This window comes from Paenibacillus sp. OAE614 (genome assembly GCF_040546645.1).
Taxonomy (GTDB): domain Bacteria; phylum Bacillota; class Bacilli; order Paenibacillales; family Paenibacillaceae; genus Paenibacillus_AQ; species Paenibacillus_AQ favisporus.
The window spans coordinates 818,262-834,522 of record NZ_JBEPOD010000001.1 but is presented as its reverse complement, the minus strand read 5'-3'; the positions used below and the strand labels follow the sequence as shown (position 1 = coordinate 834,522).

Here is a 16,261-nt window from a genome sequence, read left to right as displayed (position 1 = left end):
TGATAATGTTGTCCCTAGGTGTTCCTAAGTGTATGCGGGAGGCTCGGGAAACGTTCGTAAAATCTGTGTCATTTCCGCAGAAGCCCGGAGGGTCATTGAACTATTGAACTGTTGCCGGCGGCTGTGCCAGCCGCCCTTTGATCCGTGCTTCTATTTAATCCGGACCGTCCCTTTGCCGAGCATGTTTTCGATCATTTCGAAAAATTCGGGCGACGGTTTGATCCGATAGTTGTCGCTGAGCGCAAGCAGCTTTTGGCTTTGCTCGTAAAAGAGCACCGTAGCCACCGGACCCGGATGCTCCTGAAGCAGCTGCTTCAGCCTGGCAAGCAGGTCCGGGTTCTCCGCTTCCGGCGAAATCTTAACGAAGACGCGCTGCTCCGCCGTTTTGGGGCGGCGCGCTTGTTCCTTCGCCGGGGCGGTTGCACCGCCGCCCTGCTCCTTGCGCGCCGGTGCGTCGGCCGGCGCGGCGGCATCGCCGGCGGCTGCCTGCGGAGCGGGGCGGCCCGCAGGCGCGCCCTGCCGCCGCGATGGCCCCGGCCCCGCGGCGAAGGATCTGCCGCCGGCTGGCGCCTGGTTCCGCTTGACCATCTGGGCAAGCGGGGCCCCGGCCAGCGGCAGCACTTCCTCGGCGAGGAGCTTGAAGCCCTCGTCCTGCTGCTGCACCTTGGCTCGCAGCGCCAGCAGCTCGCCCTTGCCGACATAGCTCGAGCTGCGCTTCCAAACTTCAGGGAACAGCACCACTTCGCAGCGTTCGATCTGGTCTTCCAGCTCCATGAAGGCCATCGCTTTGCCCTGCTTGGTCGTGATCGACTTGACCGACACGACCATGCCCGCGACGACCACCTTCGCTTCATCCGCCGCCTCGGCCAGGTTCATCAGCCGCTCCACGCCCGGTTCGTCCAATACTTCATCAAAGTCGTCCAGGGGGTGGCCGGAAAGATACAGACCGAGCAGATCGCGCTCGTGCTCCAGCTGCTGGGAAACGGAAAACGGCGGAATGTCGGGATATTCGATCTCCCAATTCGTCGTTTCGACAAAATCAAACAGCTGGATCTGCAGATCCTCGCGTTCCTTGCGCCATTTGACGGCGGCATCGACGGTCTCGTCCAGCATGGCAAGCAGCTGCGCGCGGTGGCCCGGCAGCGAATCGAAGGCGCCCGCCTGGATCAGCGATTCGATCACCCGTTTGTTGCAGACGCGCAGATCGATCCGGCGGCAGAAGTCGAGCAGGCTTTCGAACGGCTTCTCTTCCCGGACGCGCATCATGTTTTCCACCGCCTGGGTACCCACGTTCTTGATGGCCCCCAGCCCGAACCGGATATGCCCCGGCCCTTCGGCCGGCTGTCCGTCCTCCGCGCTTACCGCCACCGGTGTAAACAGCACGCCGCTCTCGTTGACGTCGGGCGGCAGCACCTTGATGTTCATCCGGCGGCACTCCACCACATATTCCGCGACCTTCCGGTGGCTGCCCATGACGGCCGTCAGCATCGAGGCCATGAACTGCACCGGATAGTGCGCCTTGAGATAAGCGGTCTGGAATGCCAGAACAGCATACGCTGCCGCGTGGGCTCTCGGAAAACCGTAATCGGCAAAGCGCACGATCATGTCGTATACCTTGTTCGCATCTTCTTCGGTATATCCCTGCTTCAGGCTGCCCTCCACGAAGTGGCTGCGCTCACGGTCGAGCACTTCCCGCTTCTTCTTGGATACGGCGCGCCGCAGCAGATCGGCTTCCCCGAGTGAGAAGCCCGCCATCAGTGAGGCGATTTTCATGATCTGCTCCTGGTACACAATGATACCGTAGGTGTCGGCCAGGATCGGCTTCAAATCGTCATGCGGGTAGTCGACCTGGATGGTGCCATGCTTCGCCTGAATGAAATTCGGGATAAACTCCATCGGACCCGGGCGGTACAGCGCCACGACCGAGATGACGTCCTCGAATACGCTTGGCTTCAGCTCTTTGAGCACCCGCCGCATGCCGGCGGACTCCAGCTGGAACACGCCGGTCGTATCCCCGCTCCCCAGCATCTCGTAGGTCAGCGGGTCATTGTCCGGAACCTGCGCGAAGTCCGGCGCGCTGCCGGTCATTTCCCCGATCCAGCGCATGGACCGCTCGATGATCGACAGGGTGCGCAGACCGAGAAAGTCCATTTTGAGCAGGCCGATGCTTTCCAGCTGCTCCATCGGATATTGGGTCAGCGCGGTTCGCTCGCTGCCCTCCTGCAGCGGGACCGCATCGGTCAGCGGGTCACGCGATATGACCACGCCCGCGGCGTGGGTCGACGCGTGCCGCGGCATGCCTTCGACCTTCATGGCCATGTCGAGCATCTCGCGGGTTTTGGGGCTCTGCTCGTACAGCTTCTTCAGCTCGTCGCTGATTTCCATCGCCCGGCGGATGTTGATCCCGTGCGCGTTCGGAATGAGCTTGGCCGCCTTGTCCACCTCGCCGTACGATACGTTCAAGGCGCGTCCCACGTCGCGTACCGCCGCGCGGGCGGCCATCGTCCCGAAGGTGATGATCTGTGCGACGTGTTCACTTCCGTATTTATCCGCCACATACTCGATTACTTCGTCGCGGCGCTCATCGCTGAAGTCGATATCGATATCCGGCATGGTCACCCGTTCCGGGTTCAGGAAGCGTTCGAACAGCAGGTTGTACTTGATCGGATCGACGTTCGTGATGCGGAGCACGTATGCGACGAGACTGCCCGCGGACGAACCCCGTCCGGGACCGGTCACGATTCCCCGCCGGTGTGCATAGGCGATAAAATCCCAAACGATGAGGAAGTAATCGCTGAACCCCATGCTCCCGATCACGCCGAGCTCGTAGTCGAGGCGCTGGAGAAGGTCTCTTTTTCCTTCTTCGGTGTCCCAAAGGCCGGTCGTGCTGTAGCGGCTTTCCAGTCCTTCCAGGCACAGGGCCCGCAAGTATTCGGCAGCCGTCTGCCCCTCGGGAAGCGGGCGGTATTCCGGCAGAATGGACCGGCCGAATTCCAGCTCCAGGCTGCATTTGTCCGCAATGAGGAGCGTATTGTCCAAGGCTTCCCGGACATGCGGGAACAAGCGGGCCATTTCGTCGCCGCTCTTCAGGTACAGCTGGTCCGTCTGAATCTGCAGCCGATCCTCGTCCTCTACCGTTTTTCCTGTACCGATACAGATTAGCACGTCCTGCATGGAAGCATCCTCACGGACGAGATAGTGGACGTCGTTGGTCGCCACGAGCGGAACGTCCAGCTCCCGGGCGAGCTCGATCAGCTGCGGATTGACCCGCTTCTGTTCGGGCAGCCCGTGGTCCTGCAGCTCCAGGTAAAAATCTTCGCCGAAAATGTCCCGGTACCGCAGCGCCGCCCGGCGCGCCTCCTCGGTCCGGCCGTGCAGCAGATGCTGGGGCACTTCCCCGCCGAGGCAGGCGCTCAGGCAGATGATGCCCTCATGATGTTTCGCGAGCGCATCCATATCGATGCGTGGTTTATAGTGAAAACCTTCCAAATGACCGATGGAGCACAGCTTCATCAGATTGCGGTAACCCGTCTCGTTCTTGGCCAGCAGGATCAGGTGATAGATCGGCTGATCCTTGCGGCTGCCGCGCTCTTTGCGGGAACCGGCCGTCAGGTAGGCCTCGCAGCCGATGATCGGCTTGATGCCTTCCGCCACACAGGCTTTATAAAATGGCACCGCGCCGTACATGACCCCGTGGTCAGTCAGCGCCAGCGCCTTCATTCCGTTCTCCGCGGCTCGCCGGACAAGGTCCGAGATCCGTGCCGCTCCATCCAGAAGGCTGTATTCGCTATGCACGTGAAGATGCACAAATGAACTCATGTCTCGTCTCCTTTTCGCCGCAGTGATCACTGGTTTTTAACGTTTCATGCACTATTTATTATTTTATCATAATCCGCCTAGGACCGCCCATAGAATGGAATAAGGAAACCGCTGGACAAGGCGTTTCCGACCTCCTTGGGAAAGGACTGGGAATCATGAGCGTGTTTTTATCCAAAGCCATACTGGATTTCTTTATCGCTTTCGGCATCGTGCTGGGCGGTGCGATGGTCGGCGGGATCGGTGCGGTCATCTCGCTGCAATCACCGACACACACCATGCTCGAGGTGGCCGATCGGATTAAAATATGGGCGATGGCGGCGGCGATCGGCGGCACGATCGATCCGATGCGGGTCATCGAGAGCAATTTTATGGGAGGCAATCTCTCCCCCGCCATCAAGCAGGTTCTGTTTCTCCTCTTCGCCTTCCTCGGCGCCCACATGGGCAGCGAGCTGGTCAAATGGGTTTGCGGCGGCAGGGAATAGCCGATGCGAATTCCTCCGTTCAGCCGATACCGCCATTTCTCCCAGCTGACCGCTGTCTTTGTCTTGGGCGCCGTTATCGGAAGCGTCGTGTATAATTCGGTGTTCCACTCCAGCTTCGACATGCTTTGGGCGTCCAATCAGGACCTGGAGCTTCGAATCCAACAGTACGAGGATGACATCAAAACGCTGAAAAAGTACAACAACCAGCAGACCGTGATCAAGGAAATCAAAATCCGCGCGGAGCAGCAGGACCCTCCTCTCGATCCGGTCATCGTCAAGGAAGTGATCCGCAAGCTCGCCGAGGATCTGGAGGTGCTACGGGGCCGGAACATTTTCGATATCGACGAGGACAGCAAAATCGCCCGGAACCTCCTCAATCGCAAAATTTACAGGGTGCGCGATAAGGAATACTCCATCGAAATCAAGACGATGCTGGTGGCGGAGGGCGTGCTTCAGATCTGGATCGACATCGAGCCTCAAAGTGTCGCTTCGGTCGGCAAATCGTGATACAATGAGGAATATTGAAGTTATTGACAGTAAAGGAGCTGCAGCATTCGATGATTTCCGTCATCCGCTATTGCCTATTTGCGCTGCTGGTGATTACCTGTTTATGTTCCGCTTACTACAGCTACCGCGCGCGGCGTTCCGCCGATGTCCGTGACAGGGGCTTGTACGGCTCGAATATGAATATCTGCCTTGGAATGATGCTGGTCGTGCTTGCGCTGATCTGCATGTTTATTTTCCATGGATCGACCGTTGCGGTCGTTATCGAGGGGCTGTTCCTCGTCCTCGGGGCGTTCAATATTTTCGCGGGCATCCGGAATCGGGGACATTTCAGCCGCATGAAATCCTCAGATACGAAAGCTTGAACCTGATGCTGCAATTGCGCAGAGTAACCTGAATCTTCCAAGCGTGGACAAGACCCAAACTTTAATGTGCGGGAGAACATCGGGGCCACACACAACAAATAACCGGCCGTATCTTTGATCAAAGATGCTGCCGGTTATATTTATGTCTGGCTAAGACCATGGACAATCCAGCCATACCCGTTACCTGTTATCCATGCTCGATAGAATGAAGCGTCAGCACAGCTTTGGCCACCAGGCTCTCGTCATGCAGCATTTCGATTTCGATCTTGCACGTCCGCCGGCTCGCCTCCAGCAGCCGCGGCATGACGGTCACCGGATCCTCGATCTGCACCGGGCGGACGAAGTACGTTGACATGTTATCCAGGACAAAGTCATTCCCCGTCATATCCTTCGCCGCCCGCAGCGCCGCCTGCGTCATCACCGTGGTCAGGATGCCTTCCGAAATCGTACCGAGATCCGTCGCCATCTGCGGCGTAATAAAGCCGTGGAAAAAGAGCCGTCCCTCCTCATCCCGCTCATCCGCAAATCCGTTCCAGATCAAATGGTCGAACGTCTCGCCGAGCTGCGGCTGCTTGCGGGCGTCGCGCATGGCCTGAAGCACTTCTTTCCGCGACACGGTCGCTACCAGCTTGCGGTTGCGGTCGACGATCGGCAGAAAGTCCACGCCTTCCCACATCATGAGCTGTGCTGCGGACGCGAGCGAAGTCTGCAGTCCGGCCGTGACCGGATTGCGGACCAACAGCTTCTCGATGCTCTGCCCATCGGGCAGGTCCTTCATATCGCTCCGGTTTACGATACCGAGCACCCGGTTCCACTCGTCGATGACCGGCAGCCGCAGCTGTCCGGTCTGATCCGCCAGCGCCTTGCAATCCGCCACGGTGCTCGACAGCTTGAGAGCGTGGATTTTGGCCCGGGTGTTGACGATGTCCTCCACGATCATAATTTTCTTCTTGATCAGGCGGTCGAAAATGGCCCGGTTGATCAGCGACGCCACCGTAAACGTGTCGTGGCGCGATGAAAAAATCGGCAGGTCGAGCGTGTCGGCCAGCTCCTTGACCTCCCGGCTCGTTCCGAATCCGCCGGTGATGAGCACGCCCGCTCCCTGCTCCAGCGCCAGCGAATGCGCGTCGGCGCGGTTGCCGACGATGAGCAGGCTGCCCGCGTCGATGTAACGGGCCATGGCGTCCACCTCCATGGCGCCGATGACGTATTTATGCAGATGTTTATTAAGTCCATCGGCTCCGCCGATCATGTGGCCTTCCACGATCTCGACCACGTCGGCGAAGGTGAGCTGCTCGGAAATATTCCGCGGCTTCTTCTCGACCCGGACGGTGCCGATCCTTTCCTTGGTCACGACGATGCCCAGGTTTTCGGCGTCCTTTACCGCCCGGTAAGCGGTCCCTTCGCTAACGGACATTTCCTTCGCCAGCTTGCGGACCGAAATCTTGGTGCCAATTTTCAGTCCTTCGATATGCTGCAGCAGCTGCTCATGTTTCGTAATCGTTTCATCGCGGCCCTCCAACTGTTACACCCCCACGCTTCTATCTGTACCATACTGTACTATTATATCATGGTTGAGGCCGGAAAATAACAACGCAAAAAAAGCCGCCTCCACGCAATAACATTGCGCAAGACAGCTTTTTATCGCATTTATACATTTTCCTGGCGCTGCTGTGTTTCCTCCGGCCATTTCAGCTGCCACTGCTGCAGCTTCGCCTTGCGGATGCGCTCCAGCGCTCTTTGCTTCTCTTCGTCCACCCCAAGCAAATAATGCAGGTGCGAGCCGATTATCAGGAAGGCAAACACGGCCCAGGCCGCTCCGAACCCGGAAGCCCAGGTCCATCCGCCGCTGAAGTTGATCCGGGGCAGAGCGTACACCAGCATCGCCAGAGCGAGAAGTAGGTAAATGGAATGCTTCAGTTTGCTTCTTTTTTTCATCTCATCGCAGCTCCTTCATTTGGTAACTCTATATTTCTACTCTATGAAGGGGTCTGCAAAAATATGAGAAAAGTTTTGTCCAACCTACAGGCTTTGTCCCCCGTACAGATGCTGGAGGCTGTCCGAAATGATTTTATTCACGTCCTCAATGATCGTGCTGAGGCGGCGCTCCGCTTCAAACAACCGGCGGATGTTCAGGTTCAGGCTGAGCACGTCGAAGAGCTTCTCCATCTTCTCCATCTCCTCCTGGGATGGCATATCCCCGGACATCATCCGCTGCTGAATTTCCATCTGCCGCTGGCGGAAATCCTCAAGCATTTGTTTGCTCTCCGGATCCGCTTCAATCAGACTCATCGCCGAGCTGATTTCCTGGACCTCCGAGCTTTCCTTTAGGGCTTTGGCCAAATCGTGCGCTTTGTCATAAATGTTCATAGGTTGTCATTTCCTCCTTAAATTTGGGCAGTTACCAATCGACGTGTTTTATGGGAGACGGACCGCTGACTCCCGCGGAAGTGAATCCTGCGATAATCGCAAGCCTTTGCTTTGCTCACAGCTTATCAATCCGACCTTCTCCGAAAAAATGAAGGGCTGAAATCCCGGTTTTTATAAAAGTGGGTCAATCACCAAGGGATATATGTCCTCATATGATGCATTACATGCAATATTGCAGATGCTCCTTATCTGCCCTGTAGACATCAAGTTGTTGTTGGAAGGAGATCCACGATGTCCAAAAAAAAGCTACCGGTCCAAACGTTCAGCCCGGGCATTGTGAAAGAAAACACCGTCATGCTCGGCGAGAGACTGATCAAACAGTGGAAGATTCCCACCGACCGGCCTCTGCAGCTGTCCTTTGGTTCCTTTAGACAAGAGATCACCGTTATTTCCGCAGCAAAATATTCCGGCCTGCGCATCAGCGAGCCACTGGCCCGCAAAATGGGCTTAGCGTCCCGTCCCGTGCTCCGAGTGGCATACAGCCCATCCAGCAAAACGCTCAGGCTGGGTCCGCTCATCAGTGTCCTGATCAGCCGGGATTATCCTGACACACCGGAAAAGCCGTTCGGTTCCATTTCCATGTTCTGCAGGGAACTCGTCAACGCCTGCCGCAAGCAGGGTGCATACGTATACTTCTTCACTCCGAATCACATCACCGAGAGTGCAAGCAGCATACAGGGCTGGATCTATGACGGCGGATGGCGCCAGACAACGATGCCTATCGCAGATGTCATCAATAACCGCCTGACGACACGCAAAATGGAGAATAAACCTAGCGTACAGCATTTTATGAAAGAAGTAAAATCCCGCTACGGGAGCCACATATTCAACGAAAAGTTTTTGGACAAAAATGAAGTGTTCGACACGCTGAAGCAGGACTCCTCCTTATCCCGGCTGATGCCTGAATCGCACCTGCTGACCGGCTATTCCATCCTGAAGAAGATGTGCACCCAGTATCCGGTTGTTTTTCTGAAACCGGTGCGGGGCAGCCTCGGCAAAGGGATCATCCGGATCTCCAGGCAGTCTGACGGCACCTACCAAACTTTGGCAACATCAGTGGGCGGACCCAAAAAACAAAGCTATCCCAACATTAACAAACTATTTACCAACGTCTCCGGAAAGATGAAAAGCACCCGCTACCAAATTCAGCAGGGCTTGACGCTCATCGACCACAGCAAACGGCCCATCGATTTCCGTGCGCTCGTCCAAAAGAACGGGCTCGGCAAATGGAGCGTGACCTCGGTCGTAGCCCGGATCGCGGGCGGGAACCATTTTGTCTCGAACCTCGCCAGAGGCGGAACCCTCAGCACCGTAACGGAAGCTGTGAACCGCTGCGCCCTCCCGTCGGCCGTGAAAAGCACCGCACACGCCAAGCTGCAGCGGGCTTCGCTGGACATCGCCAAAGGCCTGGATGCGCTGCTGCCCGCCCATTTCGGCGAACTCGGCATCGACCTGGCTATGGATACCTCCGGTAAAATATGGTTGCTCGAGGTCAATTCCAAGCCTTCCAAAAACGACAATACGCCACTCCATGAACAGAAAATAAGGCCTTCCGTCAAACGCCTGCTGGAATACTGCGCCTTCTTGTCAGGGTTTTAGGAGGTGACGCGATGAAAACAACCACACTCGGAACCATTGGGATCCTAAGTTCCTCTACACCGGGCTCCCCTCCCTTCTCGGGAGAAGGATACGCCCGCCGATTGGCTGTGGCCGGCAGGAAATACGGTATTCAGGTTGTCGTTTTTTGCCCTGACGGCGTGCCGAAGGGACAGGAGAGCATCCAGGGATATATTTTCAGCAATGGGGAGTGGCACGCTGCCACGGTCCCCTTTCCGGATATCGTCTACGACCGCTGTTTTCCGCAGCGAGGCAGCGAATACCGGGCAGCGGCGAGGCTGTTGGCGGACGCCCCTGCAGGGAATAGGTGGATCCTGTGGTCTCGAGGACTTCCCGGGAAAGGGCATGTGGACCAAGTGCTCCGGAAGGAGCCCGGCCTGCTGCCGTTTCTTCCCCCGACTGCCGTCTATCGCGGGAGCAGCCAATTGCTGCGCTCCTTGGAGAAATATGACGGCGAGCTGTTCATGAAGCCGATGAGCGGATCCCAGGGAAAAAATACGCTTCGCGTCACGCGCCATGCCGCAGACGGATCTCTGACGATCCGGGGAAGAAGCGCAAGCAACCTGCCGTTTGTGAAGCGTTTCGACGATACGCGCTTGGGCCTGGCATGGATCCGGCGGTTTACCGGGGACCGTTCGTACCTGATTCAGCCCTTCCTGCATTTGTACAGCGCAGACGGCGCCCCTTTTGACGTAAGAGTGCTGATGCAAAAAAATGAAACGGGTTCGTGGATGCATACCGGCATGGCGCTGCGCCTGGGCAACCCGGACAGCATTACCTCAAACCTTCACGGCGGAGGAAAACCTCTGTCTGTCCTGCCTTTTCTGACCGAACAATTCGGGGCTGACCGGGCAGAACACATAAGGGATCGTCTTCATAATCTGTCGGAGAAGATTCCGCCGATTCTGGAAAGCCGTTATGGCCGGCTCGGAGAACTGGGTATCGATTTTGGCATTGATACGAAAGGGAGAATCTGGCTGCTTGAAGTCAATTCCAAACCGGGGCGCACCTCCTTCCGGCACATTGGGGAACCAGGCAGCGATGTTCTCGCTACGGAAAATCCGCTCCGTTATGCCCGCTATTTATTGCTTCGACAACTTAGGAGGGTAAATTGATGAGTTTGACATTTTGTAATGTTCATTTTTCGCAGCAGCCCGAGAAAGTCGTCTACATTTCGAATTCGCTGATGAAAAGCCTCAAGCTGTCCGGCAAAAAGAATATTCAGCTCCGTCTGGGAAAAGACATGGTTAACGCAACCGTTAAGCCCATAAAAAAGACGGGTAAGCATCTGTTCCTCAGCTCCGGTGTCCGAAGCGGCATCCACGTTCCAAACGCCGGCGGGGTCATGCTGAGAAACCTCCAGGAGGACGAAGTCCAGCTCGGTCCTCTGATCGGCGTGCTCTCGGATGGACCCAGCACGTCGCCATCGCAGCCGTTCGCTTCCCGGACGAATTTTATCAAACAGCTTCTCCGCGAGGGGAAAAGGAAGTCGTATATTTTCGCCTTTACGCCCAAGGACATCAACTGGCAGCAAGAGACGGTCCGGGGCTATTTTCTGAACGACAACGGCACCTTTTACCGTAAAACCGTTCCGCTGCCCGATGTCGTCTACAACCGCCTCCCGAGCCGGAAAGCGGAAACCTCCTCTTCCATCAATCAGCTCAGAGAGCGGCTTACACGCAAGAGAATCCCGTTTTTTAACTGGAGCTTCTTCAACAAATCCGACATCTACCGCCTGCTTGAAGACGACAACACGGTGAACCGGTACGTGCCCGAATCCCATATCAACCCTTCCCCGGAACGGATCAAGGATATGCTTGAAAGGCATCAGTTTCTGTACTATAAGCCTTCCGCAGGAAGCTTGGGTAAAGGCATCTATCGTTTGACTTACCTCCCGAAAAGGGGATATTTCGCCCGTTACCGCAAGGGAGGCGGCAACGTCCTGCTTCGTTTCAGCAACTTCAACAGCTTAATGCGGATGCTTAAATCCAGACATGGTCGGACCCTGGAAACGTATGTCATTCAGCAGGGAATCCGGCTGGTCGAAATCGACAACTGCCCGATTGACTTCCGCTTCCACATGCATAAGAACGGCAGCAACAAATGGGTTGTTGTCGGTGTCGGCGCCAAAAAGGCTGGCCGCGGCAGCGTAACGACCCACCTGAAGAATGGCGGCTCCCTCCTTACTCCTGAACAGGCATTGAGCCGGACCTTTGGCGACAGATCCGACGAAGTGCTGCAAAACGCCAAAAAAGTCGCGATTACCCTGGCCGAAGCGATTGAGTTCCATCACCAGCACCTCCTTGGAGAAATCGGTTTTGACCTGGGTATCGACCAAGACGAGAAAGTATGGATGTTTGAAGCGAACGCCAAGCCGGGCCGTTCCATTTTCAGCCATCCTTCCCTCAAGGCGGAAGGCAAGGCATCCGTAGAGCATATTCTTGAACACTGCCTGTATTTGAGCAAGTTCCGCAGGAGGGATGTGGAGTGAACATCCGGAGTCATACCGACAACAAACCCGTAGTGGCCATCCTGACCATGTCGGATTCCCACGGTTATTTCCGGGGAAATCAACAGAATTTTGAAGATATTGTCAAGACAGGACAGAAAATGGGATTTCCTGTCTATGTAGTCACAGCTAAAGATCTGAAGCTGACGGAGGATCGGATCAAGGGATTTACGCTGAATGATGAGGAGACCTGGGAACAGCAGTATTTTCCGCTGCCCCAGGTCATCTATAACCGGATTCCGCAGCGTGAAGACGAACTCCGGCCCGCTGTGCGCCAGAAAATCAAGGAATGCATGAAACATCCATCCATTTCGCTGTTCAATCCGCACTTTTTTAACAAATGGCATCTGTTCGAATGGCTCAGAAGCTCCAAAGCGACGGAGCATCTGGTACCGAAAACCAAACGCTTTACAAGCGTGAGCACGCTGCAGAAAATGCTTGAGCGTTATCCCTGCCTCTACCTCAAGCCCGAAAGCGGAAAAGCCGGAAAAGGCATTATGATGCTGAGATACCAGAAGGACAAACTGCTTCCCTACCGGCTCAAAGTTCAGCACCACCGATCCAGCACCACGTACAAAACGCGGAATCTGTACCGCCTCTGGGCACGGATCAAAAGCGAAACCGGCAGCGCACGCTATATTATTCAGCAGGGCATCGAGCTCGCATCCGTCAACAACCGGCACTTTGACCTAAGGGCGCTGCTGCAAAAAAACAACAAAGGCTTATGGAGCGTTACCGGTGTCGGAGCCAGAATGGCGGGTTCTAAGAGCATTACGACCCATGTGCCGAGAGGCGGCACGATCGAGGATCCCAGCAAGCTCCTGTCCGATGTATTCGGATCCGAGATGTCGGCCGTGATTCTGAACCGCGTCCGAACGACGGCGATCATCATCGCCCGCCAGATTGAGAAGGCTTCCGGCTACGAACATGGAGAGATGTCGATGGACCTCGGGATTGACGAGTTAGGAAATATCTGGTTCTTTGAGGCAAACGCCAAGCCGATGAAATTCGATGAACCGCATATCCGGAAGCGGTCTCTCAAGCGAATTTTCCAATACAGCGAATATCTCTCCAATCAACCTAAAATGTAATTGCAAGGGAAGTGATTGACAGGTGCAGATCTTAACGATAACCCCGACCCGTGAAGATTGGCTGCGCCAGCACGCCAAAATTCTCAAATTTGTGTTTGAACACGGCGGAAATCAGGCGGCGCGCGCGGAGTTCATTCTTCTTGCCCGATTGACGGCGGAGCAGCTCGCTGCGCCGGGAACCTCGCTTATGGCCGCAACCGTCCGGTGCGAAGACGGGGAACGTCTGGCCGGTGTCAGCTTTGTATCGGGCTACGGGACCGAGGGGTGTCTCGTCGTCGTCCATCCGCTGTACCGCGGAAGAGGGATCGGCACCTCCCTTCTGGCCTCGCAGCTGCGGCAGTTAGGCACCATGCGATGCGAGGCTCTTCTGAGCCGGCTTCCTTTTGTTAAAATGTGCTTTCGCGCCGGACTTCACGCCGTCGCCGTCCACCAGGGGGCTGCCGGAGAGCCCGCCCTGGTCATGGAGGGGCCGTGTGGAGATCCGGATGGTGCATCCATTACTCTGACCCAAGAAGGTGATCCCCTGTGCCGCTACCCGTGTTAGGCATCTTGACGCTGTATCTGAACGAGCATAAGCATTTGGAGGAAAAACCGATCTATCAGAAAATGATCGTTGAAGGCGGCAAGCTGGGACTTGACGTATTTGTGTTTACCCCGATGGACGTCAGCGACAGCAAGAAAAAAATCTTTGCCATGGAATACGACGCAAAGCAAAAGAAGTGGACCCGGCGATGGAGAAACTTCCCGGATATGATTTACGACCGGTGCCGCATCCAGAAGAGCCCCCGCTTTGCCCAGCTTCTGCAGTTCCGGAGCCGGTACAGCAAGATGCTGTTTCTGAACAAACCGCTCCGCAACAAATGGACCATTCACGAGGTGCTGTCCAAAAAGGTGGAATTCCGGAAGTTTCTGCCGGAAACGCGCCTGTATCACGGACTGACAGACGTCCACCAAATGCTGAAGAACAGGTCTGTCGTGTTTCTAAAACCGATCAACGGAACCGGCGGGCGGGGTATTTTACGGATTGAAAAATTGAAGGCTGCTTCCCAGTACTACATTCAAGGACGGAATCAGCAGCGGAAAATCATCTCTCCGCAAAAAATCCACGCTTCACGGCTCGGCGCCATTCTGAGCGGCTGGAATATGAAGGACCGGTATTTGATCCAGGAAGGCATCGCCGTGGAGCTTCCCGACGGCCGGGTTCATGACTACCGGATGCTGGTGCAGAAAAACAAGGAGGGGCATTGGCAGCTGACCGGCATTGCCGGCCGGGTGGGGGCGCCGCGAAGCGTCACCTCCAACCTGCACGGCGGCGGAAGAGCCGTTCCCGCCCATCAAATGCTGTCTTCTTGGATCACAGACGAGGAGCAGCGGCAGGAGGTGATCTCGACGGCAGGCAAGATGGGCGTGGACATCGCCTCTTATCTGGAGAACCAGTACGGACCGTTGTGCGAGCTGGCGCTCGATCTCGCCATCAACCGGAAAGGCCGGATTTACCTGCTCGAAGTCAATCCCAAGCCCGCGAGGGAAGTCTTCTCCCAGATCGGCGAGCCCGAACTGTACCGCACGGCCATCACCAGACCGTTGGAATACGCCCTGTGGGTTTACAAGCAGAAGACGGAAACCGCAAATAAAGCAAATACAGCAGATACAGGTGAAACAAAAGAAAACAAACCGCAGCTCTAGCGCGGTTTGTTTTCTTTATATGCAGCTATGATGATTGCCTTCAAAGGCGGCTCATCACCGATTTACACCGATGAGGCATACAGCCCCAGAAGTTCGTCGAACGAGCTGATGAGGACGTCGGACCCTGCCAGTTCATCAGGGTTTCCAAACCCGGCGTATTGGCATCCGATGACGGCGAGGCCGTTCTTCCGGCCGGCTTCCACATCCGAAGATCGGTCGCCCACCATCCAGGCCGTGCTTACGCCTTCGCGCTGAAGCAATAATTCCACCAGATGCACCTTTGATTTGGTTCCGTGCTCCCCGGCACTGTACAGGCCGTCAAAAAGGTCCAGAATGCCGTGGGCCTCCGCGATCCCCTTTACGTAATGCTCCAGCCCGTTGCTTGCTACATACAGGCGCACGCCCTGCTCCTTCAAACGTGCCAGCGTTTCCTTCACGCCGGGATAGAGCTCGGTGTTCCCTGCCTTGAGCCCCTCCAATTCCAGCTGGAGAAGGAGCTCGTTAGCACGCGCATGGGCACGTTCGCTGCCGTCCGGCATAACCACTTTCCAAATGTCTTCCAGCAGCATCCCGAGACTGCCCATCATCCGTTCCGCCGGGGGTGTCGGTGCAGTATACAGCCCCTCCTCCCGCAGCTTGTCGAACAACCGCTGATGGGCCGGCAGCAGCAGCGATTCGGTTTTGAACAGCGTGCCGTCCATGTCGAATAATATCGCCTGCGGCTTGTTCAATGTCTTCTCTTTGTCCATCGGTTATCTTCCCTTTCATTGCCTGCTTTAATGCGTAATACTCAGTATCACCCAATTACATGCCTATGATAAGGGAAGTGCCAAGCCTTGTAAACTTCGGTCGTTCGTAAAAAAGGTTAACTTTTAGAAGAACCGTTTTTTACCCCGGTCATCTTTAATGATCTCCACGGCCTCCCTGAACCGGGTCGAATGGACGATTTCCCGCTCCCGTAGGAACTTCAGTCCATCCTGCAGGTCGACGTCGTCCGTCATGTCAATCAGCCACTGGTATGTAGCCCTGGCCTTTTCTTCTGCGGCGATGTCCTCATACAAATCGGCGAGCGGATCGCCTTTGGCCTGAATGTACGCCGCCGTCCATGGGACTCCGGCTGCATTTTGGTAAAACAAAGCTTTGTCATGACTGACATAGTGATCTGCGAGTCCGGCCGCTTTCAGCTGATCCGGCGTCGCATCTTTTGTCAATTTATAAACCATGGTAGCAATCATTTCCAGGTGGGCAAATTCTTCTGCACACTGTAGTTATCAATTAGGTATCCCGGACGTTTTTCTACCTATTATATAACATATTCATTCGTAGGCTGCATTGACCAATATTCATTGTTTGAAAATCATTCGCAAACGGATATTTGGTAATAAAAAAAGGACCTCCGATAGTACCGGAAGTCCTTTTGCTTTATGTACTGGCTGCGATGATATCGCCGAATTTAATCCATTCCCATTCATCTTGGGTTATCGAAAGTTTTATTTCTTTGCGGAAAGTATTTATGACCGTCACGAATCCTGCGAGGTCTCGGGTATTGAATGGGTCAAAAACGGTCAGGGTCACTTTGACATGGTCGTTAAATGAATTTTGGAGAGCCTGCCCGATCAGCTGCCACTCCTGCTCGTCTATGATCGGCTTCGTTTCACTCTTCAGCCCCATTTGATGGGCTAGAATCTCGCTCTTATGCTGCGGCAACATCATCCGTGAACTGTCAAACAATCCGTTATCGGTTAGCTTCTTGCTCAA

At 55.6% G+C, this 16,261-nt stretch carries 15 protein-coding genes and 1 pseudogene; 9 read left to right on the top strand and 7 right to left on the bottom strand.

The genetic code is table 11. The features are described 5' to 3' along the window. Window positions 1-150: 150 nt before the first annotated feature. Complete coding sequence (locus tag ABIE48_RS04360; RefSeq protein ID WP_192716592.1) at window positions 151-3,819, bottom strand: DNA polymerase III subunit alpha; 3,669 nt, start codon at window positions 3,817-3,819, stop codon at window positions 151-153. A gap of 155 nt (window positions 3,820-3,974) precedes the next feature. Between ABIE48_RS04360 and ABIE48_RS04355 the strand changes: the two genes are divergently transcribed. The 3 genes from ABIE48_RS04355 to ABIE48_RS04345 are packed head-to-tail and all read left to right on the top strand — an operon-like array spanning window position 3,975 to window position 5,170. After that, window positions 3,975-4,301: a YtrH family sporulation protein gene (locus ABIE48_RS04355; protein WP_076170474.1), complete on the top strand. Its 327-nt coding sequence runs from the start codon at window positions 3,975-3,977 to the stop codon at window positions 4,299-4,301. 3 nt (window positions 4,302-4,304) lie between these two features. After that, window positions 4,305-4,808 (top strand): sporulation membrane protein YtrI, encoded by a 504-nt coding sequence (locus ABIE48_RS04350; RefSeq protein WP_145025280.1) that lies wholly within the window; start codon window positions 4,305-4,307, stop codon window positions 4,806-4,808. 23 nt (window positions 4,809-4,831) lie between these two features. Then, complete coding sequence (locus tag ABIE48_RS04345) at window positions 4,832-5,170, top strand: YtpI family protein (protein WP_308737496.1); 339 nt, start codon at window positions 4,832-4,834, stop codon at window positions 5,168-5,170. Window positions 5,171-5,357: 187 nt separating this feature from the next. On the opposite strand, the gene ABIE48_RS04340 is transcribed toward ABIE48_RS04345, so the two are convergent. From ABIE48_RS04340 to ABIE48_RS04330, 3 genes are all read right to left on the bottom strand, one after another. Beyond that, window positions 5,358-6,692 (bottom strand): DRTGG domain-containing protein, encoded by a 1,335-nt coding sequence (locus ABIE48_RS04340; RefSeq protein WP_145025282.1) that lies wholly within the window; start codon window positions 6,690-6,692, stop codon window positions 5,358-5,360. 128 nt (window positions 6,693-6,820) lie between these two features. Continuing rightward, the gene (locus ABIE48_RS04335) at window positions 6,821-7,108 is read right to left on the bottom strand and encodes a hypothetical protein (RefSeq protein WP_076170477.1); all 288 of its coding nucleotides are present in this window, start codon (window positions 7,106-7,108) and stop codon (window positions 6,821-6,823) included. An 84-nt stretch (window positions 7,109-7,192) separates the two neighbouring features. Next, entirely contained in the window at window positions 7,193-7,540 is a 348-nt protein-coding gene (locus ABIE48_RS04330; RefSeq protein ID WP_089545814.1) for a YlbF/YmcA family competence regulator, read from the bottom strand. A 291-nt stretch (window positions 7,541-7,831) separates the two neighbouring features. On the opposite strand from ABIE48_RS04330, the gene ABIE48_RS04325 reads away from it, so the two are divergent. From ABIE48_RS04325 to ABIE48_RS04300, 6 genes are read left to right on the top strand one after another with little or no spacing between them, the layout of a single operon-like run. Next, complete coding sequence (locus ABIE48_RS04325) at window positions 7,832-9,199, top strand: YheC/YheD family endospore coat-associated protein (RefSeq protein ID WP_145025283.1); 1,368 nt, start codon at window positions 7,832-7,834, stop codon at window positions 9,197-9,199. Window positions 9,200-9,210: 11 nt separating this feature from the next. Beyond that, window positions 9,211-10,332 carry a YheC/YheD family endospore coat-associated protein gene (locus ABIE48_RS04320; RefSeq protein WP_145025285.1) on the top strand — a complete coding sequence of 374 codons (1,122 nt, stop codon included), beginning with the start codon at window positions 9,211-9,213 and terminating at the stop codon, window positions 10,330-10,332. Beyond that, window positions 10,332-11,708 (top strand): YheC/YheD family endospore coat-associated protein, encoded by a 1,377-nt coding sequence (locus ABIE48_RS04315; protein WP_076170481.1) that lies wholly within the window; start codon window positions 10,332-10,334, stop codon window positions 11,706-11,708. The genes ABIE48_RS04320 and ABIE48_RS04315 overlap by 1 nt, the downstream gene beginning before the upstream one ends. A gap of 2 nt (window positions 11,709-11,710) precedes the next feature. Continuing rightward, window positions 11,711-12,817, top strand: a complete 1,107-nt coding sequence (locus ABIE48_RS04310) for a YheC/YheD family endospore coat-associated protein (RefSeq protein WP_145026353.1) — start codon at window positions 11,711-11,713, stop codon at window positions 12,815-12,817. Between the two features lie 22 nt (window positions 12,818-12,839). Then, window positions 12,840-13,361 (top strand): GNAT family N-acetyltransferase, encoded by a 522-nt coding sequence (locus ABIE48_RS04305; protein ID WP_089545810.1) that lies wholly within the window; start codon window positions 12,840-12,842, stop codon window positions 13,359-13,361. Continuing rightward, window positions 13,343-14,503 (top strand): YheC/YheD family endospore coat-associated protein, encoded by a 1,161-nt coding sequence (locus ABIE48_RS04300; RefSeq protein WP_145025292.1) that lies wholly within the window; start codon window positions 13,343-13,345, stop codon window positions 14,501-14,503. The genes ABIE48_RS04305 and ABIE48_RS04300 overlap by 19 nt, the downstream gene beginning before the upstream one ends. Before the next feature lie 62 nt (window positions 14,504-14,565). On the opposite strand, the gene ABIE48_RS04295 is transcribed toward ABIE48_RS04300, so the two are convergent. From ABIE48_RS04295 to ABIE48_RS04285, 3 genes and pseudogenes are all read right to left on the bottom strand, one after another. Next, a complete protein-coding gene (locus tag ABIE48_RS04295; RefSeq protein ID WP_145025294.1) occupies window positions 14,566-15,252 on the bottom strand; it encodes an HAD family hydrolase in 687 nt (228 codons plus the stop codon). A 123-nt stretch (window positions 15,253-15,375) separates the two neighbouring features. Beyond that, a pseudogene (locus ABIE48_RS04290) lies at window positions 15,376-15,759 on the bottom strand (manganese catalase family protein); the annotation flags it as partial. A 166-nt stretch (window positions 15,760-15,925) separates the two neighbouring features. Next, window positions 15,926-16,261, bottom strand: a complete 336-nt coding sequence (locus ABIE48_RS04285) for a YolD-like family protein (protein WP_354518365.1) — start codon at window positions 16,259-16,261, stop codon at window positions 15,926-15,928.